We start from the raw sequence: 18,195 nt of genomic DNA, 5'->3' as shown, positions 1-18,195 counted from the left end.
TCGCCAGGGACGCGGCCGTGAATGCCATCTGGGAATAGGCTAAATCCGTACCGCCTTCTACGGCCGGGCTCCTCCTTAACCGCTGATAGTCCATGGCAATAGCCATCACAACTGCATATTTGGCCCATGATGGCAATTCTGTAGGGTCACCCGCGTTGGCCACTTCGCTCCTGATGGCGTTATTATCCCCCCAGTGCGAATAAATCCAGCTCGGATTAATTTCACAAACACCCACCCGGTCTGCTCCAAACCACCGGGCCACACGCTTAATTTTACGGGTCGTAGCAGCCTTTCCCGAAACATCGACCCTGTTTTCATCGACGTCTGAATCTCTGGAGAACAGGTACTTCCTGACATAGACATCAACCGTTCTGCCCGCCTGTTTCAGTGCGTAGTCCTCTTGCCGATATCCTTCCTTTTCCTTCTTAGTAGGGTCTCTCGTAAGCGCGCGCTCAATTACTGTAGCTGCACCCTTCTGTGTCGTCCCGATGTTGTCCGGGGCAACTATTTCGCCTCTTTGGAGCTTTGAGAATCCGCCGTTTCTGTCATCAAAGCGGGGGATTGGGCCGGTAATAAATCTTTCATAGGTCGCTTTCTTTACCCTGCTCATTCTCCAACTTCCTTTCTTATGCACCTGTAGGCATTATTGGATACGTAAATAACCTTTGTCAATTCGGGCAAAATCGCTGGCTCAATGCTAATCATTATTGCACTTTTTACTTGGATAAGTCGTGTCTTTTTTAAAATAATACCGAACCTTTCCATAGCCTCTGGGCTGGGATTATGATTTACTTGATAACACAAGCTAATATAAAATACGCTATCGGCCCAACTCCATTCAGGCAAAAATAAAGGAGAGAAATTCATATGGCTACGATGAGTGGTGCCCAGTATATCGCTGAAACTTTCAAGGGATATGGTGTTACTCATGTTTTCTTCGTTCCGGCCATACTCCACGAAGGTATGATGGAAATGGAAAAGCAGGGTATAAAGCGGATATTGACCCATAGCGAAAAAGCGGCTGCTTATATGGCGGATGGGTATGCACGTGCTTCGCATAAGCCAGGAGTTTGTATGTCACAATCCGTTGGAGCCGCCAATCTGGCCGCAGGGCTCCAGGATGCCTACCTTGGTTTGTCCCCCGTAATTGCAATTACCGGTCGCAGGAGGTCTCTGTACAGATACCGGCACGCTTATCAGGAAATCGAGCACAAACCAATGTTTGACGCCGTCACCAAATTCAATGCCACCGTTGATACGGTTGAACAATTACCCTTGCTCCTTCGCCAGGCTTTTAGAGAGGCGGTTTCCGGACCACCGGGGCCGGTGCACCTTGAATTTCAAGGGATTAGAGGTGAAATAATCATGGAGCAAAGGGCTGACCTGGAAGTCGTAATTGAAGAACAGTTCAGCCACTTTCCTGTCTTCAGACCGGAACCAGAGCGAGATTTGGTCCTGCAAGCAGCCAAGGTCCTCTTTCAATCACAAAGGCCAATCATAGTGGCAGGTGGGGGAGTAAAAGCCTCTCAGGCCTGTACCGAACTAGTTGAGTTTGCCGAAAGGCTTTCTATCCCGGTGGTAACTTCGCTAAACGGTAAAGGAACGATTCGAGACGACCACTCCCTTGCCGTTGGGGTAACTGGGTCGTACTCCACTCAGTGTGCAAATCGAGCCGTGTCGGAAGCCGACCTGGTTTTGTTCATCGGCAGTCGCACCGGCAGCCAGGTCACCAATGACTGGAAAATTCCCCGTCCAGGCACCTCTGTTATGCAGATAGATATAGACCCCTCAGAACTCGGGAGGAACTACCCAACAAAGGTGGCCCTTTTAGGAGATGCTAAAGTAACATTACGTCGTTTGATTGAGACAATAGAGCCTGTTGAACAGAGAACACACTGGCTTCAGCGCATAAATCAGGTTAAGAAAGAATGGAAAGACCAGATTAAAAAAATGTACAACTCTAACAGTATGCCTATCAGACCGGAACGCCTGTGCAAAGAGATTACGGATTTCCTGCCAGAAGACGCCCTGTTAATTTCAGACACCGGTCATTCCGCAATTTGGACCGGCACTATGGTAGATATAAAGCAGGCAGGGCAAACCTATATAAGGTGTGCTGGCTCCCTGGGGTGGGCCTTTCCCGCAGCACTTGGAGCTAAATGTGCTTCACCTGACAGGCCCGTAATATGCTTTACCGGGGATGGGGGATTCTGGTATCACGTGGCAGAACTGGAGACAGCCGCCCGATATGGTATTAACGTTTTAATAATAGTAAATAATAACCGCTCCATGAATCAGGTGAAAAAGGGGGCGGAAAAAGCATACTCTGGCGGAAGCGGCAGTGCCGATGATATATGGCAATTTACCGATATCGATTTCTCCAGGGTAGCGACAGCTATGGGCTGCTCTGGTATACGGGTGAGAAAACCGGACGAGCTGAAAGCTGCGCTGCGTAAGTCTCTTGATATAGACCAACCGGTAATAATTGACGTTGTTAGCGATATTCGAGCTATACCACCCCCGGTTTGGACCTGATGTATCGAGCTTAATTCTTTTTTAGAAACCAGGGGCGGATACTGGTAAAACTGCGCTGATAGCATAAGAGGGTAATCAATATTAGAGCTAACATTGCTATATCGATATAAAATGATTGCTGTGTGGAGAGCTTACTCTGAAATAACCTGTCAAAAATGCCCAGACATCCGCAAGGCTCAAAACCCATTCCATGGGTGATGAACCAGACGTTGCTGGCGATGAAAGCAGCAATCAGCAATGAGGTCAAAGCGGCAATAAGCTTGGTGGCAAACCCTACAATTAGCAGTGCGCCAATGGCAATTTCAACATAGGGAAGCCCGTAAAATAAGAGCCTGGTCTGGTCCAGTGTCAGAAAGTCGAGAAAGCCGGGAAAATATGTCTCAAACAATTCTCCTTGAAGTAATAGTTTTCCTATGCCCGAAATCAAGAATATCATCCCCAGGATGATACTTGCTCCCAGGCCTAGCCAGTGCCTGTAGCGCATAAAGATTTACCTCCGATAACCTGAAACAGTAACCCTCAGCCCTGAATCAATAGCCAAATATAATGGATGTTAGCACTGCTATACGCATAATTCAATGCCGATTATTATTTCCGTTCAGATGCCCCAATCTATGTTATGCTTCCGGAACATGCATAAAATTAGGCCACTTTTTTACTTTTTTAAAGATTTTTATCGACAATTAGTGGTTACTATTGACTTACTGTGTTAAAATAGAAAATCAAAATTAATATATACTCTTGACAATTATAAAAACAAATATTATTTTATAAGTAGCTTATTTGCTAAAATCTATATCAAAGCGGTCATCTGACCAGCATGGTTAAACCCTACACTCGTAAATTGTAATGTGAGTGTATGGTTAATCACGGAGAAATTGGTAAAAAGGGGGTGATTGAGTTCAGTTATAACCATAATACCGGTTAGTACTGTATTTTCATCAATTAGGAGGTAAAACTTAGTGAGAAAAGCGATAGTATTAGGGTTATTGTCCCTACTGTTAATTGTCAGCCTTATTGCTGGCGCCTGTGCCGCACCAGCACCGACACCTGCTCCGGCACCAGCTCCCGCTCCGGCCCCGGCTCCCGCTCCAGCACCTGCTCCGGCACCGGCTCCGGCACCAGCACCGACTCCAGCACCATCACCAGCTCCAACTCCGGCTCCAGCCCAACCTGAGAAAGTATGGACTCTGATTGCCCAGTGTCACGCTGGCGGTGGCTCCACCTTCTGCAAGGGGGTGGCAGAGTTTCAGGCTAACCTCGAAATTGCCAGCGGCGGCCGGCTTGATATGGCCCCGCACTCCGGCGGCGAAATCGTCCCGTCGATGGTGGAGCTTGACGGCATTCACGAAGGCGTGCTCGACTTCGCCACCACCTGCACCATGTACTGGATGGACCGCTTCGGTCCCGCCTGCAACCTGTTCACCTACCAGATCGGCGGTCTTTCGCCAACCGAGCAGTTCTTCTGGATGCAGTCCGAGGGCATTGAACTGCTGAGCGAGATGACCAAGGACTACAACGTGGTCTTCCCTACCGGGTTCCAGACTGTGCCCGAGATGTTCATCAGCACCAAGAAAGCGCTCAATTCGCCCGCTGACCTCAAGGGGTTGACGCTGCGAACTGCCGGCGATGACGGCAAGATTTTCACCGATATGGGCGCTTCCGTGGTCACGCTGAGCAGCGAGGAGACCTATGAGTCCTTGATGCGAGGCGTGCTTGACGGCTACCAGCTCAGCTCTCCCGGGTATGACCTGTCGATGGCGATGTACGAGGTCTGCGACTACTTCTATCTGGGCTCGGTCCGCCAGCCCCAGGAGTGGCAGCCACAGATGTGGAACACGGATACCTGGAATTCACTGCCTGACGACCTCAAGATGATGGCGACGGAAATGGGCAAGGCTGCGGCCATGAACTACTACCTCTTCATGACTCAGCAGGACCTTGCAGCTATCCCGGTATTCAGGGAGAAGGGCGCCAATGTATTGTTCATCCCCGACTCGATTGGGGACGAGATGCTCAGACGCGGCAATGAGCTCTACGCAGAGCGCGCGGCTGCGGACCCATTCTTCAACAAGGTATGGGAATCAATTAAGGCCTTCCGGGCTGCGTACCGCGACGGCTGGCAGCGCATGTAGTTGCCAAAAGTCCCCTGCTTCGGGAAACCGAAGCAGGGGACTCTAGCATTAACGAGAATGAAAAACGATGAGAAGAGTTTTTAAGGCAGTTGATTTCATCAGCGAGGGAGCAGGAAGCATCGCTCGCTGGTTTGGGCTTCTATTAATACTGGTCATAGTCTATGACGTTGTTGCCCGTTATGCCTTCCACGCGCCGACGGTATGGGGCTACGAGGTCGGCATTGCCCTCGGGATGTCTCTGTATTGCTGGGGCTATGCCTATACGGAGAGCAAGCACGGCCATGTCCGGGTGGACGTATTTTACATCCACATGTCACCGCGCGGCAGAGCCATCGTTGATACTATCGGTGGCTTCCTTTTCTTTCTTCCCCCAATTGGATTGGTCGTGCTCGCCTCCTGGGACAAGATGATGTGGTCCTGGGGCGTCATGGAAAAAAGCGTGGAGGGCTACTGGTACCCCCCGTGGTACCCACTCCGGACGATGGTTTTCCTCGGCTTCGCGCTGCTGCTCATGCAGGGCCTGGCCAACCTCTCTCGCAACCTATACCATACAGTAAAGGGGAGGGCCTATGGAACTGAGTCCTGAACTGGTTACCATCCTCATGCTCGGTGGCGTCCTGGTCCTGGTGATGACCGGCTTCCCCCTGGCCTACATCATCGGCTTCATTGGTGTTGCCGTCGGCATCTTTCTCTGGGGAGAGGGAGTGGCAGACGTTTTTTACCTGCGCGTGTACCGGCTGATGGTTAACCGCGTCCTGCTGGCGGTGCCGCTCTTCGTCTTCATGGGGGCGATGCTGGAACGCTCGGGTATAATAGAGAAGCTCTATACTAGCCTCTACCTCTGGCTGGGAGGATTCCGCGGCGGGCTGGCGGTGGTCACCATCCTGGTGGGTACGGTTATGGCGGCTACCGTAGGCGTCATCACCGCCTCGGTCACGCTGCTCACGCTGGTTGCCCTGCCCTCGATGATAAAGCGGGGCTACAGCAAGAGCTTTGCCGCCGGTGCCTGCACCGCCGGGGGCATCCTGGGCATCCTCATCCCGCCCAGCGTCATGATAGTGGTTTACGGGCCGATGGCGGAGATATCGGTAGGCAGGATGTTCTTCGGCGCCTTCATACCCGGTTTCCTCCTTGCTGCCGGTTATGTCGGCTACGTTGTCATTCGTGCCTTCGTGCAGCATGACATCGGGCCGCCAGTGCCTGTTGAAGAAAGAACGGTTCCCTTCTGGAAGAAGACGGGAATGCTGGCTGGCTCACTGGTGCCGCCGGCCATCCTCATATTCTCCGTGCTGGGGGTCATCTTCCTGGGCATCGCCACGCCCACCGAGGCCGCCGCTTCCGGTGCCCTCATGTCCATGATACTGACAATGGGCTACCGTCGCTTCAATCTTACCGTCCTGAAAGACGTGCTGACGACGATGCTGAGGCTCTCCGGGTTCATCTTCCTCGTCGGCTCCATGTCCTTCGCCTTCGTCGGTGTCTTTCTAGGTTACGGGTGCGGGGAAGTGGTGACCAACGCTATTCTGAACGTGCCCGGCGGTAAATGGGGCGCCTTCGGCGTCATCATGTTCGTCGTCTTTCTCCTCGGCTTCTTCATCGACTGGATAGGCATCCTCTTCATCATGGTGCCCATCATCACCCCCATCTTCGCAGTGCTAGGTTTTGACCCGATCTGGGCAGCCATCATGGTCTGCGTCAACCTCCAGACCTCCTTCATGACGCCGCCCTTCGCCATGGGGATTTACATCTGCCGCGGTGCGGCCGACCCATCTCTGGGCGTAGTGGTGATGGATATAATACGAGGTGTCATCCCCTACGTTATCATAGTCCTGGCTGTTCTTGTGTTGCTGGTCTTTTTCCCGCAGCTAATCACCTGGCTTCCCGGGCTGATGATAGATTAAACGTATAGAAGAGATAAATAAAGGAGGCGGGACAGTCCTGTACTGAGCCCGCTTCTCTTTTTATACATCACTAACCAGATTTATTACTTACTGTTTGCCCAGCCGTGACTTCAAAGCAATTTATGTCTCCATTGCGCTATATGATATACTGTTACCGCCTGAGCCTGATTCATGACCATTATTAGCGTAGAGAATGAAAATAGACGTTGTTTTAACTCCCCGTTTGCTGCCGCCTCGTTTTGAAGACGCACTGTGTGTGGTTATCGATGTCCTCCGCGCCACCACCACCATAGTTGCAGCACTGGCGAACGGCGCCAGCGAAGTGCGCCCCTGCATTACTGCTGCGGAGGCCAGGCGCTGCGCGAAATCAGAAAATGACATCCCCTTCCTTCTCGGCGGGGAAAGAGGAGGACTGCGCATTCCCGGATTTCATCTGGGTAACTCACCTGCCGAATATCATGACGCAAATAAAATTTCCGGCAGGGTTATTTACTTCTCAACCACCAATGGCACACCGGCTCTGCGAAAGGCCTATAAAGGCGGTGCCAGGCCCATGTACCTCGCGGCGCTGGTCAATATGTCCGCCGTGTCCTCCGTAATTGTAAGAGCAGCTATGAATAACGCACTAAAAAGGATTTTTCTTATCTGTGCGGGATGTCATAGTAAGGCATCGCTGGAGGACACATACTGCGCCGGACTGATTGTGCCCCGCTTGCAGTCCGAATTAGCTGAATACGGAATATCTCCTGAGCCAAGCGATGCGGCTATACTGGCTGCTGAGTATTCCAGAATGAACGTGGAGAACCCGCTTGCTGTGCTCACTGCCAGCGAACATGGCCGCTATTTGGAAAGTATCGGCTTTGCCGATGACCTTGAGTATGCCAGCCAGATAGATGTATATGATATTGTGCCGTACTACGATGGTCAACGCATTATTATTGGCCCCGAATAGCCAGTACAGACTTTCTCACTCCGCTATCACCGCATTATTATTTTGAACCTTTGTCTATTGACAACGGCTTAAATAGGTTTATAATATAACTCATCTTATGCGAAGTAATAAGGAGTGAATCGAAATGAGGTTGAAAAAACAGGTAGCCATAGTAACCGGAGCCGGTCAGGGAATCGGGCGGGCCATTGCCCTCACGCTGGTCAGAGAAGGCGCCACGGTTGTAGTAAATGACATTGACCTGGAAAAAGCGGAGAAGGTAGCTGAGGAGATTTATGCTCAGGGAGGTCAGGCATTACCGGTACAGGCTGACGTATCTAAAGCCAAAGATGTAGATATACTCGTTAAAAAGACGCTTGATAGTTATAAAAGGGTAGACATACTCGTAAACAATGCCGGTGTGGCTAAAATGACGCGATTGCTGGAGCTGACTGAGGCCGAGTGGGACAGAACCATGAACATCAACATTAAAGGGCAGTTCTTATGCAGCAAGGCGGTTATTGCGCAGATGATAAAGCAGAAAAGGGGGAAGATTGTCAATATTGCTTCACTGGCCGCCCACATCGGTGCACCGGGACTGGCAGCATACGGGGCCAGCAAGGGAGGCGTTGTCCAGCTCACCAAGGCCTTGGCTGTGGAGCTGGGGAAATACAATATTATGGTAAATGCGGTCAGCCCTGGCCTGACCATGACCGAGCTGATTAAGTCGGCGGTCAAAGATCGACCTGACTTCATCGAAGGTATGGATAGAATACCTTTAAGAAGGGCGGCAGAACCAGAGGATATCGCCAATGCTGTCCTGTTCCTCGCTTCTTCAGAATCAGATTACATCACAGGACAGGTACTAATTGTCGATGGTGGATTGATGGCCATCCATCCCCGCATGGTCAAGCCAACGGACTAGCGTATTCAATAGCTATTGCCCAGCAGACGGACGTTACCCAACCTCACGTTCCTCAGTCCCGACTCTTTCGCCACTGTAGCTATAATCCACCTTTTTTACTAATTAATAAATCACCCATTAGAGTATGGGGAATCATAAGAATGGGTGATTTACTATCGACACTTCAGGTATTAAACTAAATACATATGCTTAATGGAAATAATGTGAGGTAGTCGGGTGGCATGAGAGTTCTTTTTATTCACGTACCGCGTGTGGTGTTTATCGTCATTATTTCCCTCTTCTTTTTAATACTGGGGAAGAGCTATTTCACATTCGCCCAGGCAGAAAACGGCATGGAGTTCAGCTTTTTGAATTCAAAGATGTTAATTGCTGAATCGCCAGCCCTATCTTCAAGTCTGATAGAAGCAGTTCAAGATATCTCGGCACGCTATGAGCATAACATCATAACGTCCACCCTCCAATCAATGAGGGTAATCGAGGGAGTGAAAGCGGTTCCAGCCGTTACCCTGGCCACAAATGATATGGCGAATTTTCCCTCAGCAGAGCACAGCCTTTATCCTCACTATCTCACCAAGAGATATAGCCAGTTTAAATATACTGTTGACCGCGATGGTATCGTCGGCATCGATACTGCCTCCCCCACAATAGTCTGCGACCTTGAACAAATCGAAGACTGCCTAAAATACATCGAATAGCGCAATTCCCAGATTCATTGTACACATAAGATTTTCCATTCGTTTCCGATTCGATAATTAATTTTTTCTTCTGCCCGTCTCCATCTATTAAATTTTCTCACGCACCATTATTGATACTTGACGCTTTACGTACTAAAATGGTTGCGGTATACCAATTTCGATGAAAGAAAGAGAGGTAGTTCCATGATGAATAAAGTGAACACTTTCCTGTCGCCAAACAAGGTCATATTCGGGAACGGTACCGTCAGCCAGGTGGGAAAGGAAGCAGAGCAGTTAAGCGCGAAAAAGGCGCTCATTGTTACCGATAAGGGAGTGGTGAAAGCCGACCTGCTGGCGGACGTAAAGGACTCGCTTAAAGCCCATAATATAGATTTCGATATTTTCGACCAGGTGGAGGCCGAACCGCCGGCCCGCAACGTTGATGATGGTGCCAGGATGGCGGTAGAAAACGGAGTAGACCTCGTTATCGGCGTCGGCGGGGGTAGCTCCCTGGATGTTGCCAAGGGTATTTCCATCGTGGTTAAGAACAAAGGGAAGATTCTTGATTATGCCGGACTAGAGCTGGTTCCCCTGAGAGGACTCCCCAAGATACTGATTCCGACCACGGCCGGGACTGGCAGCGAAGTCACCCGCGTGATTGTGGTCGTAGATGAGGCACAGCACCTGAAAGCGGCAGTTCACAGTAATATGAACCTGGCCGATGTTGCCATCGTCGACCCCATGCTCACGTTATCAATGCCGTCCAAGGTAACCGCCGATACCGGCGTCGATGCCCTGGTTCATGCCGTAGAATCATATGTTTCGGCGCTTGCCACGCCCTTCTCCGATGTTTTGTCCCTCGAGGCAGTTCGTCTAATTGCCGCATACCTGCCAGCGGCATATGCCAAGGCAGAAAATATTGAAGCGAGATACCATATGTCCCTGGCCGCAACCCTGGCCGGTATGGCCTTCACCAGCAGTAATGTGGGAGCGGTTCACGCGCTATCCAATATACTGGGTATCAAATATCATCTGTCCCACGGCAGAGCCAACGCGGTTATGCTGCCGTACGTCGTTGATTGCAACAAGATCGGCAGTTTAAAGAAATACGCTGCCATTGCACAGGCCATGGGGGAAAACACGGAAGGACTCACGTCTTACCAGGCAGTCGAGAAGCTCGTGGCTCATATATTCCGGCTGCTTGAAATCGTTAACATTCCGGCCAGGTTGAGCGATTACGGTATTACCAAAGCTGACATCCCGGCACTCGTGGAGGGAGGTATGAAGCTGAGCCGACTTTTCGTGCCCAACCCGAGAAATCTGACTGAAGATGATGTCAAGGACATCTATACTAAAGCGCTGTAAAACATACCGTTAAGCAAGCCCTGACACATCACCGGTTCAAATTTATTCTACCGGGAATCCATTCTTGGCATAGGCGGCCAGGTCACGGTTCCCGGGTAAGAACTTGGCACTGCCCTGCTTTCGCCTGAGCTGACCGTCTTCGATTAACACCTCGCCGCGTTGCATGGAGAAGACAGGGGCACCCATAACCTCCTTGCCCTCAAAGAGGGTGTAGTCGGCATTGCTGTGCATTTTCTCCGCGCTGAGAGTAGACGGCAGCGACGGATCGAACACGACTATATCAGCGTCGGAGCCTTCCTGGATGACGCCCTTTTTCGGATAGAGCCCGAATATCTTTGCCGGATTTTCACACATGGTCTGTACCAGACGCGGCAGAGTGATGCGTCCACCATTCACGCCATCGTGGTACACCACCTGGAGCATCGGCTCCACAGATGGCATGCCAAAGCGTGCTTCAAAGATATTGCCCGGCTTTGGCTTGGCTTCCGACCCGCTGATGAAATCCGTGGAAGCCCCACCCCACTCTTTTTGTTCCATTTTGACATTGCACGAATCGCTAGCCACGGTATCGATGGCATGGCTGGCCAGCCCCCGCCAGATCGCCTCGTTGTCCTCTTTTTCCCTCAGGGGCGGGCCTACCTTGCCCAGGGCCCCCTTCTCCAGCACAGACTGGTTGGTCAGGGACAGGTACTGCGGGCAGGTCTCGCCATAAATGCGCCTCCCCTCCTGCTTCATGCCGGTGATTATCTCGGGAATCTCACGGGCGCTCAGGTGCACATAATAGAGAGGGCAGTCAGTGAGAGCAGCATAGGTGGCCGCCTTTCGAACCGCGTCTACCTCCAGAATATTTGGCTGCGACGGCATGAAATACTCCCGGGAAACTTTGCCATCAGCAATGAACTTTTCCACGAGGTAGTCGATAGCATAGCCGTTCTCGGCGTGCACCATGGCCAAGCCGCCGTCGGCCGCCGCCACCGCCATGGCTGCCAGCATTTTATCATCGGGCATCATCATGCCCCTTTTGGGATATGTCATGAACATCTTAAAAGAGGGCACTCCTATCTTGAGCAGCTCCGGGACTTCCGCTTTGACGTCATCTTCGGCAAAGAACGCGGCATGGACGGCGAAATCGAGATAGGATATTCGCTCCCCTTCCTCAATCATCCTTTTGATGACCTCAGAGGTCTTTCCGGGTGTGCCCCACGCCGCCAGATTGCCAAAGAACGGGATTACCGTGGTAACTCCGCCATAGGCCGCCGATATGGAAAAGGTGTCCATTTTGTCGGCGTAGACGGGATGGTTGTGGACATCCAGGATGCCGGGAAGCACATACTTACCGGAAGCATCAATCGCCTTTGGTGCTTCGAGGTTTTCCCCCACCTGCTGAATTACCCCGTTTCCCACCAGAATATCCGCTCTGGTTATCCCTTTCCCACTGACGACCAGACCTCCCCTGATGACACAATCAGCTTTTGCCATTGGATTTCCTCCTGACTATTTAAAACATCGGGTAAGCGCAGTTTATTGAGCCTCGCCGCATTTGTCAAGCACCGACGAATTCTATTACCCGTAAATATATTGCAAAAGTTATCTTTGCTGTGTAGAATTGCTAGCTGTGGGCAGTTTAATGAACCTGGCCGCCTTTCTGGTCAGCAACAAGATTGAATTCGAATTCATAGAGAAAAGGGCCACCCACCACGCCGCCGAGGCGGCTGAGGCCAGCGGCATGCCTTTGAGCGAGATTGTCAAGTCCATCGTTTTCGTTGACCAGGATGCCAGACCGCTGCTGGCGGTGGTACTTGCCGATGTCGATGTGAGCCGTCACAAGCTGGAACGTTGCTCCGGTTCGAAGTCGGTGCGGCTGGCTTCCGATGTTGCTGCCAAAGCTGCCACCGGTTACCCCACTGGCGGCATACCTCCGGTGGGTCACAAAAAGAGAATACCGGTATACATTGACCAAAAGGTCATGCAATGTGATTACGTCTGGTGTGGCGGCGGCGCCCGGTCCAAACTGGTTAAGTTAAAGAGTTCTGATATCGCCCGGTTGACTGCCGCCAGGATTTGCGACCTTTCCACCGATTAGATAGCATGCCTTCCAGTTTACCTGTTCACATTGGCCAGCCGTGCCAGCTCCATTACAATATTATTACAACCACGTTCGGGATTATAGCTGAAGCTTGTAATTGCAGGCTATCTCTTATATTATTATTATTGAGTTTACATATTAACAGACAAAAGGTTATTTTTTAGAGGTGGGGGAATAACAAGTTGCGGCGGAGGAACAGTATCATGCGGTGGATACTAGGCAGGGTAGGCGGCATTAACCTGGGGCAGAAAGGCGTGATGCTGCTTGAAATCCTCGTCGGATTGGCTCTTCTCGGAATAATCGCGGTTGCCTACATCAACGGCATGACCAGTACCTTCAATGCCGTAGGTATAAGCCAGGAAAAGGTGGCCTCAGAGAGCCTGGCCAAATCACAGATAGAATACATCAAGGTTCAGGACTATATCCTGGTGGCCGACTACGACCCTGATTATCCGGCAACCAGCTACGAACTGATAACAATCCCTTCTGACTTAGCCGCAGCCGGTTATTCAGTTAATATAAGCACACCGGGAGCCGTCATCAGTGCCAATAGTAGTGCATTCGAACTGCAGAGCATAAATATAACGGTCAGACGAAATAACGAGCAGAAAATGCAGATAACAACGTATCGGCATAGTGGTTAAAGGGATGAGCAAAGGACAAAAAGGTTTTACTCTGCTCGAAATTGTGGTCGGCTCGGCCATAATGGCAGTGGTGGTAGGGGCAATTGCCGCGACCATAACCATATTGTTCCTGAACTATGGCCAGATGGCAGGGCAGAATACAGCTCTGCCTCAGGTACAGAACGCAGGCTTCTGGGTTACGCGCGATGTTCAGACATCGAGGAATGTCACCGCCACCGACCCAAACGGTTTTCCACTTTCTCTAAGATTACCGGTTGACATTAATGAGAACAATGATAACAGCGCTAATTATGTCTTCGAGGGCAGTAAGCTGAAACGCCAGCTCTATGACGCCTCGGACAACCTCATTTCAGAGACCTTTATTGCCGATTACCTGGACGCGGATAACTGCACTTTCAGTACGGTGAACGCCACCCTGGGATATTACCGGCTTACGGTAACAGCCACCCGCGAGGGAGAATCAGTCACCAGGGTATATGATGTCGGCCAGAGGTTATAGCTCACGGAATGGGCATCAGGAACTCTGGCTTTAGAACAGTACTTTAGTTTAATAGAATCGTAACGGGTTGTAATACTATTGTAATATTTTAGGCTCGTTTTTCCTTGACTGGACGGTATATAACAATTAAAATCAAAGTATCCTAAAGTAAATTAGGAGGTGGAAAAAATGAAAGCGAAATATATTCTGGTCGGTCTATTAATGGTGGCACTGGTTATGGGCGGTACGGGATACAGCGTCAGCGCTGGTCCCGGAGACAAAGTTACCGGAGGTGGTACATTTATTAACTGGACTTATCCAAACGACTATGCGCAGCCGGGAGACAAAGTATCATTTGGATTCAATGCACAAATAACAAATGGTGAAGCAAAGGGGCAATTTAATCTTGTTAACCATAATTCTGGGTTAAAGTTAAAAGGCACAATTACTGACGTTATTCCTAGTACATTAGGGGCCCAGTTAAATGGGACGCTAGAGGGTTCGGGAATAGATTTTTACGTTATTATACAAGACGGCGGTAATGGAGCTAACACGGATGTTATAAGTATCTATTTTGACGATATTAGTGGGCGCCCTGAAATTTATGGTAGTTGGTCAAAAGGAATAAAAGGTAACATACAGAAGCACAAATAATAGCTCGGCGTAATTCAAGAGCAAATATTCAGTATTGGTAGCCCGGAGTTTAATTCCGGGCTACCTTTTTCCTCTCGCAGCCAGTCAAATTCATTCTATCCGGCTCTTTAAAAATCTTCATAATCCAGCTAATGCTCTGAGGCAATTAATATGTATATAATTGCTTTGATGGCTTGAATCTTCATTAATCGGGTTGCATGTAGTATCATATTTATAGAGTGATAAAGATGTTCAGGAAGTCAGAATCCGGACAAACCATAGTAATCGCCCTTATCCTGCTGGCGGTGGGCAGTCTGCTGGTGATTCCGGTGCTGAACCATGTCTTTACCAACTTGAATTACAATCAGACAATCGAGTGCCGAACATTAAATGATTACTCAGCCGATGCTGGCGTGCAGTATGCCACCTGTAAAATATATAATAACGCTGCTGCTTATGCTGAATCAGCAGTGACGGAAAATTTTACTGCAAACGACAGAACGGTAGATGTTACTATCGAGTATATAGGTGGCGGCCTTTATTCCATAAACTCTACCGCCCACGGTGGCGGCTGCGGCAGCACCACAATCAGGTCATTTGTGAACATCAGCCACGGTTCCTTTGCTTATGCCCTGGCCGCAAAGCAGGACCTCACCATTAATAATACAAATGTGGATACACATCCTGACCAGGGCCTTGGAGCACCTATACATTCCAATATCAATATAGATATTTCGGGACCCCCGAAAGGTGAAAGAAAGATATGGGGTGATGCTTCCGCTGTAGGCACAATCACTGGCGAAGGATACGTTACCGGCAACGTCACGCAAGGCAGCGATAACTTAACTTTCCCCACCACCAATGCTGAACTGTATAAGACCATAGCCCAGGAAGGCGGCACCGTTGATAACCTCGAATTTAGTGGCGGGGGTACTTTTGATAATGTGGGACCCAAGTACGTTACCGGAAACATGATAGTAGACGCCTGGACGACGGTGGTACTGGCAGGTCCTCTATATATTGATGGCTACTTACAAGTCAACAACGGTAATATTGAAGGTAGGGAGCATATTATCTGCGAGGGGGATGTCCAGATACTTGGAGGGGGTTACGGCTCGGAAGATATTCCCGTAATCACTTCCCTTTACGGGGATATTACGTTACAAGGGCCTGTTGTAGACGCAGTCCTGTATGCTCCTAATGGTACCGTTTTATTAGAGAACCTTGAGTTATATGGCGCTGCAGGCGGTCTCCAGGTTACTGTGGATAACAGTTTAATATGGTATTCCGAAAAGCTGCATGGCCGTGCCGACCTGCCCGGCAGTGAGCTGTACCCGCTCACCTACAGCTATGATTAAGGGATAAATCATTTTACCAGCCGGTTAACCTGACTCCCTGAAATCATATCTTTTTTATCCCTAAAAGTTCATTCAATATCTTCAACGCAGCCCTTCCTCCCTCCCGGGCAAATCCTCAATTTATGCTATAATTACGTGCAGGGTTTTTCTATATGCTATATTAGTGTCCACAGTGACCTGCATACCCGTGTATGCACCTTATAAGAATCAATTATGGAGAGTAACTGTGAAAGGCGCGTTCTACCAGGGAAATAAAAGCTTCTACGTTGGTGATTCCCCTCCCCGGCCACCGGGACGCGGGGAGGTCAGACTGAATATCGCCTATGGCGGCATCTGCGGAACGGATGTCCATATCTATCTGGGGCATATGGACCACCGCACCACGCTGCCGCAGGTCATCGGCCACGAGATGTCCGGCACGGTTGCCGAAGTCGGCCAGGGCGTCGTCGATTTCAAGCTTGGCGATAAAGCGGTGGTCAGGCCGGTGGTTTCCTGCGGGCGCTGCCCGGCCTGCAAGATGGGGCACTACAACGTCTGCCATCAGATAAATGTGCTCGGCGTGGACACGCCGGGGTGTTTTCAGGGCAATTGGACGGTGCCGGCGGAAACGCTGCACCGCCTGCCTGATGACATTGACATCAAACTGGCGGCGCTGGTTGAACCGGTGGCGGTGGGCGCACATGCCGTCCGCCTCGGGCAGGTCACCGAAAATGAGCATGTGGTTGTCATTGGCGCCGGACCTATTGGCATACTGGTGGCACTGGAATCCAAACTGAAGGGAGCACATGTCTTCGTTTCTGAAATCAATCCTTTCCGTATTAACCTGGCCCGGGAATTCGGCCTGGAAGTGGTCAATCCGAAGGAGACCGACCTGCCGGCATATGTAGCTGAGAAAACCGGTGGGGCTGGAGCCGATGTTGTCTTCGAAGTAACCGGACTGGCGCCCGGCGCAGAAATGATGACCCGGCTGGCCAGAACAAGGGGACGCATTGTCATTGTCGGTATTTTTGCCGAGCCGGTACCTGTGAGCCTGGGACAATTTTTTTTGCGGGAACTCAGGCTTCGAGGAGTCAGGCTATATGAGCCGGAAGACTTTGAGACCGCAATTCCACTGGTTGCAGCCAGGGCTGTTCCCTTCGAACGATTGATTTCCGACGTGCGTCCACTGGAAAGGATACAGGATACCTTTGAGGAGATTGAACGCGGGGCCAATTTCATGAAGGTACTGCTGAAGTGCAGCGATTAGCCAAGGAGATAAAAGGAGAATGTCAATGAAAAATGCTACCAAGGAAAAGCTCAAGGCAGGCAAAACAGCTATCGGTGTCCGCATGGACTTTACCTCGCCGCACATTGCGGAAAACCTGACAGGCCTCGGTTTTGATTTCGTCTACTTCGACCTCGAACACGGGCCATCCAGCGAGGAGTCCTGCCAGGAGATGATACGGGCCGCCGAACTTGCCGGATTGACTCCCATAGTACGTGTGCCGAACAGCGACCCCGGGATTACCAATCGCTTCCTCGATTCCGGGGCCATGGGCATCATCTTTCCCCACTGCAATACCAAACAGGACGCCGAAGCCGCCGTCAGAGCAGTTAAATATCCGCCGGAAGGCGAGCGCGGCGCCGGTGGCCGCTCAATGAACCTGAGCGGCATGTCCGTCGTGGACTATATCCGGGAAGCCAACCGGGAAACCTTGGTAATCGCCATGGTCGAGGAAATGGAAGCGCTTGACAATCTAACTGAGATACTTACCGTGGAGGGCCTTGATGTACTCTGGATCGGCCGACTTGATTTCTCCATCTCCTCAGGCGTGCCGGGTAAATTGGACGACCCGAAAATTCAAGACGCTGTTAACCGCATCATCAATGAGGGGTGTGCTGCGGGCAAGGTGGTGGGGGTGGGAGCGGTCAATGCTGACCGTCCGGAACAGATAAGGGAATTCATCCAGCAGGGTGCCCGGTTCTTCAGCCTGAACACGACCAGCATATTACGGAGCGCCGCGCGCAATATACTGCAAAATCTAAGCATAAACGTCAGCTAGGCTGGTTATCGGTGGTGAAAAAAGCGCGCACGTTGGACAGATTGAAACGGGAGTGGCAGGCGCTCCTTAATACATGGAAAGGATTGCCGGAAGATGTTCTCCTTCTGCCGGGCGCCGTAGGTCACTGGTCAACCCGCGACGTCATGGCCCATATTGCCACCTGGGAAGAAGAAGCTCTGAAAGCCCTGCCTCTCATTCTGGAAGGCAAGCCGCTCCCGCGCTACATGGGCATTGATGCTTTCAACGCCAGAGAGCAGGCGCGCAAGCGACATCTGCCCCTGAAACGAGTAAAAGAGGAGCTGCTGGCCACCCATAAAAAGCTGGTTCAATTCCTGGAGAACGTCCCTGAAAGCGCCTTTGCCAGTCCTCGCTTCACCAAGCGACTTCGCCTTGATGCCATCGGCCACTACCGGGAACATGCCGCACAGATTGCCGCCTGGAGAACGGAACAGGGATATTAATATCTGAAGAGATACTCAACCTTGAAAAGC

General features: G+C 50.8%; 19 protein-coding genes. 16 read left to right on the top strand and 3 right to left on the bottom strand.

The features are described from left to right. A partial coding sequence (locus KKD83_02680) for a hypothetical protein (GenBank protein MBU2535057.1) occupies positions 1 to 610 on the bottom strand: 610 nt, incomplete at its 3' end. A gap of 266 nt (positions 611 to 876) precedes the next feature. Here KKD83_02680 and KKD83_02675 point away from each other — a divergent pair. Further along, on the top strand, positions 877 to 2,535 hold the full coding sequence (locus KKD83_02675; protein ID MBU2535056.1) for a thiamine pyrophosphate-binding protein: 1,659 nt from the start codon (positions 877 to 879) through the stop codon (positions 2,533 to 2,535). Between the two features lie 10 nt (positions 2,536 to 2,545). Here KKD83_02675 and KKD83_02670 read toward each other — a convergent pair whose 3' ends face one another. After that, positions 2,546 to 3,019 (bottom strand): DoxX family protein, encoded by a 474-nt coding sequence (locus tag KKD83_02670; protein ID MBU2535055.1) that lies wholly within the window; start codon positions 3,017 to 3,019, stop codon positions 2,546 to 2,548. 478 nt (positions 3,020 to 3,497) lie between these two features. On the opposite strand from KKD83_02670, the gene KKD83_02665 reads away from it, so the two are divergent. The 7 genes from KKD83_02665 to KKD83_02635 all read left to right on the top strand — a co-directional run bounded on the left by KKD83_02665 (position 3,498) and on the right by KKD83_02635 (position 10,463). Beyond that, entirely contained in the window at positions 3,498 to 4,670 is a 1,173-nt protein-coding gene (locus KKD83_02665; protein MBU2535054.1) for a hypothetical protein, read from the top strand. A 67-nt stretch (positions 4,671 to 4,737) separates the two neighbouring features. After that, complete coding sequence (locus KKD83_02660; protein ID MBU2535053.1) at positions 4,738 to 5,256, top strand: TRAP transporter small permease subunit; 519 nt, start codon at positions 4,738 to 4,740, stop codon at positions 5,254 to 5,256. Further along, positions 5,240 to 6,571, top strand: a complete 1,332-nt coding sequence (locus KKD83_02655; protein MBU2535052.1) for a TRAP transporter large permease subunit — start codon at positions 5,240 to 5,242, stop codon at positions 6,569 to 6,571. Before KKD83_02660 ends, KKD83_02655 begins: the two co-directional genes overlap by 17 nt. A 193-nt stretch (positions 6,572 to 6,764) precedes the next feature. Further along, positions 6,765 to 7,523 carry a 2-phosphosulfolactate phosphatase gene (locus KKD83_02650; GenBank protein ID MBU2535051.1) on the top strand — a complete coding sequence of 253 codons (759 nt, stop codon included), beginning with the start codon at positions 6,765 to 6,767 and terminating at the stop codon, positions 7,521 to 7,523. 124 nt (positions 7,524 to 7,647) lie between these two features. Further along, entirely contained in the window at positions 7,648 to 8,424 is a 777-nt protein-coding gene (locus tag KKD83_02645) for a 3-oxoacyl-ACP reductase FabG (protein MBU2535050.1), read from the top strand. Between the two features lie 221 nt (positions 8,425 to 8,645). Further along, a complete protein-coding gene (locus tag KKD83_02640; GenBank protein MBU2535049.1) occupies positions 8,646 to 9,119 on the top strand; it encodes a hypothetical protein in 474 nt (157 codons plus the stop codon). Positions 9,120 to 9,302: 183 nt separating this feature from the next. After that, positions 9,303 to 10,463, top strand: coding sequence for an iron-containing alcohol dehydrogenase (locus tag KKD83_02635; GenBank protein ID MBU2535048.1), 1,161 nt, complete (start codon positions 9,303 to 9,305; stop codon positions 10,461 to 10,463). Between the two features lie 42 nt (positions 10,464 to 10,505). Here KKD83_02635 and KKD83_02630 read toward each other — a convergent pair whose 3' ends face one another. Further along, positions 10,506 to 11,942: an amidohydrolase family protein gene (locus KKD83_02630; GenBank protein MBU2535047.1), complete on the bottom strand. Its 1,437-nt coding sequence runs from the start codon at positions 11,940 to 11,942 to the stop codon at positions 10,506 to 10,508. 148 nt (positions 11,943 to 12,090) lie between these two features. Between KKD83_02630 and KKD83_02625 the strand changes: the two genes are divergently transcribed. The 8 genes from KKD83_02625 to KKD83_02590 all read left to right on the top strand — a co-directional run bounded on the left by KKD83_02625 (position 12,091) and on the right by KKD83_02590 (position 18,165). Continuing rightward, a complete protein-coding gene (locus tag KKD83_02625) occupies positions 12,091 to 12,546 on the top strand; it encodes a YbaK/EbsC family protein (protein ID MBU2535046.1) in 456 nt (151 codons plus the stop codon). A gap of 206 nt (positions 12,547 to 12,752) precedes the next feature. Beyond that, the gene (locus tag KKD83_02620; protein ID MBU2535045.1) at positions 12,753 to 13,193 is read left to right on the top strand and encodes a hypothetical protein; all 441 of its coding nucleotides are present in this window, start codon (positions 12,753 to 12,755) and stop codon (positions 13,191 to 13,193) included. Positions 13,194 to 13,197: 4 nt separating this feature from the next. After that, the gene (locus KKD83_02615; protein MBU2535044.1) at positions 13,198 to 13,692 is read left to right on the top strand and encodes a prepilin-type N-terminal cleavage/methylation domain-containing protein; all 495 of its coding nucleotides are present in this window, start codon (positions 13,198 to 13,200) and stop codon (positions 13,690 to 13,692) included. Positions 13,693 to 13,860: 168 nt separating this feature from the next. Next, positions 13,861 to 14,325, top strand: a complete 465-nt coding sequence (locus tag KKD83_02610; protein ID MBU2535043.1) for a hypothetical protein — start codon at positions 13,861 to 13,863, stop codon at positions 14,323 to 14,325. 227 nt (positions 14,326 to 14,552) lie between these two features. Then, entirely contained in the window at positions 14,553 to 15,662 is a 1,110-nt protein-coding gene (locus KKD83_02605; GenBank protein ID MBU2535042.1) for a hypothetical protein, read from the top strand. A 226-nt stretch (positions 15,663 to 15,888) separates the two neighbouring features. Next, the gene (locus tag KKD83_02600) at positions 15,889 to 16,908 is read left to right on the top strand and encodes an alcohol dehydrogenase catalytic domain-containing protein (protein MBU2535041.1); all 1,020 of its coding nucleotides are present in this window, start codon (positions 15,889 to 15,891) and stop codon (positions 16,906 to 16,908) included. 25 nt (positions 16,909 to 16,933) lie between these two features. After that, a complete protein-coding gene (locus KKD83_02595; protein MBU2535040.1) occupies positions 16,934 to 17,704 on the top strand; it encodes a hypothetical protein in 771 nt (256 codons plus the stop codon). Between the two features lie 14 nt (positions 17,705 to 17,718). Further along, positions 17,719 to 18,165: a DinB family protein gene (locus KKD83_02590; GenBank protein MBU2535039.1), complete on the top strand. Its 447-nt coding sequence runs from the start codon at positions 17,719 to 17,721 to the stop codon at positions 18,163 to 18,165. The last annotated feature ends 30 nt before the right edge of the window (positions 18,166 to 18,195 follow it).

The sequence above is a fragment of the Chloroflexota bacterium genome (assembly GCA_018829775.1).
GTDB lineage: Bacteria > Chloroflexota > Dehalococcoidia > Dehalococcoidales > RBG-16-60-22 > E44-bin89.
This window is presented reverse-complemented; position numbering and strand designations above follow the sequence as displayed.

Coding starts and splice junctions, on each gene's coding strand:
- KKD83_02645 (MBU2535050.1), top strand. CDS start 7,648: ATGAGGTTGAAAAAACAGGTAGCCATAGTAACCGGAGCCGGTCAGGGA.
- KKD83_02635 (MBU2535048.1), top strand. CDS start 9,303: ATGATGAATAAAGTGAACACTTTCCTGTCGCCAAACAAGGTCATATTC.
- KKD83_02655 (MBU2535052.1), top strand. CDS start 5,240: ATGGAACTGAGTCCTGAACTGGTTACCATCCTCATGCTCGGTGGCGTC.
- KKD83_02640 (MBU2535049.1), top strand. CDS start 8,646: ATGAGAGTTCTTTTTATTCACGTACCGCGTGTGGTGTTTATCGTCATT.
- KKD83_02675 (MBU2535056.1), top strand. CDS start 877: ATGAGTGGTGCCCAGTATATCGCTGAAACTTTCAAGGGATATGGTGTT.
- KKD83_02650 (MBU2535051.1), top strand. CDS start 6,765: ATGAAAATAGACGTTGTTTTAACTCCCCGTTTGCTGCCGCCTCGTTTT.
- KKD83_02595 (MBU2535040.1), top strand. CDS start 16,934: ATGAAAAATGCTACCAAGGAAAAGCTCAAGGCAGGCAAAACAGCTATC.
- KKD83_02660 (MBU2535053.1), top strand. CDS start 4,738: ATGAGAAGAGTTTTTAAGGCAGTTGATTTCATCAGCGAGGGAGCAGGA.
- KKD83_02630 (MBU2535047.1), bottom strand. CDS start 11,942: ATGGCAAAAGCTGATTGTGTCATCAGGGGAGGTCTGGTCGTCAGTGGG.
- KKD83_02610 (MBU2535043.1), top strand. CDS start 13,861: ATGAAAGCGAAATATATTCTGGTCGGTCTATTAATGGTGGCACTGGTT.
- KKD83_02620 (MBU2535045.1), top strand. CDS start 12,753: ATGCGGTGGATACTAGGCAGGGTAGGCGGCATTAACCTGGGGCAGAAA.
- KKD83_02605 (MBU2535042.1), top strand. CDS start 14,553: ATGTTCAGGAAGTCAGAATCCGGACAAACCATAGTAATCGCCCTTATC.
- KKD83_02670 (MBU2535055.1), bottom strand. CDS start 3,019: ATGCGCTACAGGCACTGGCTAGGCCTGGGAGCAAGTATCATCCTGGGG.
- KKD83_02625 (MBU2535046.1), top strand. CDS start 12,091: ATGAACCTGGCCGCCTTTCTGGTCAGCAACAAGATTGAATTCGAATTC.
- KKD83_02615 (MBU2535044.1), top strand. CDS start 13,198: ATGAGCAAAGGACAAAAAGGTTTTACTCTGCTCGAAATTGTGGTCGGC.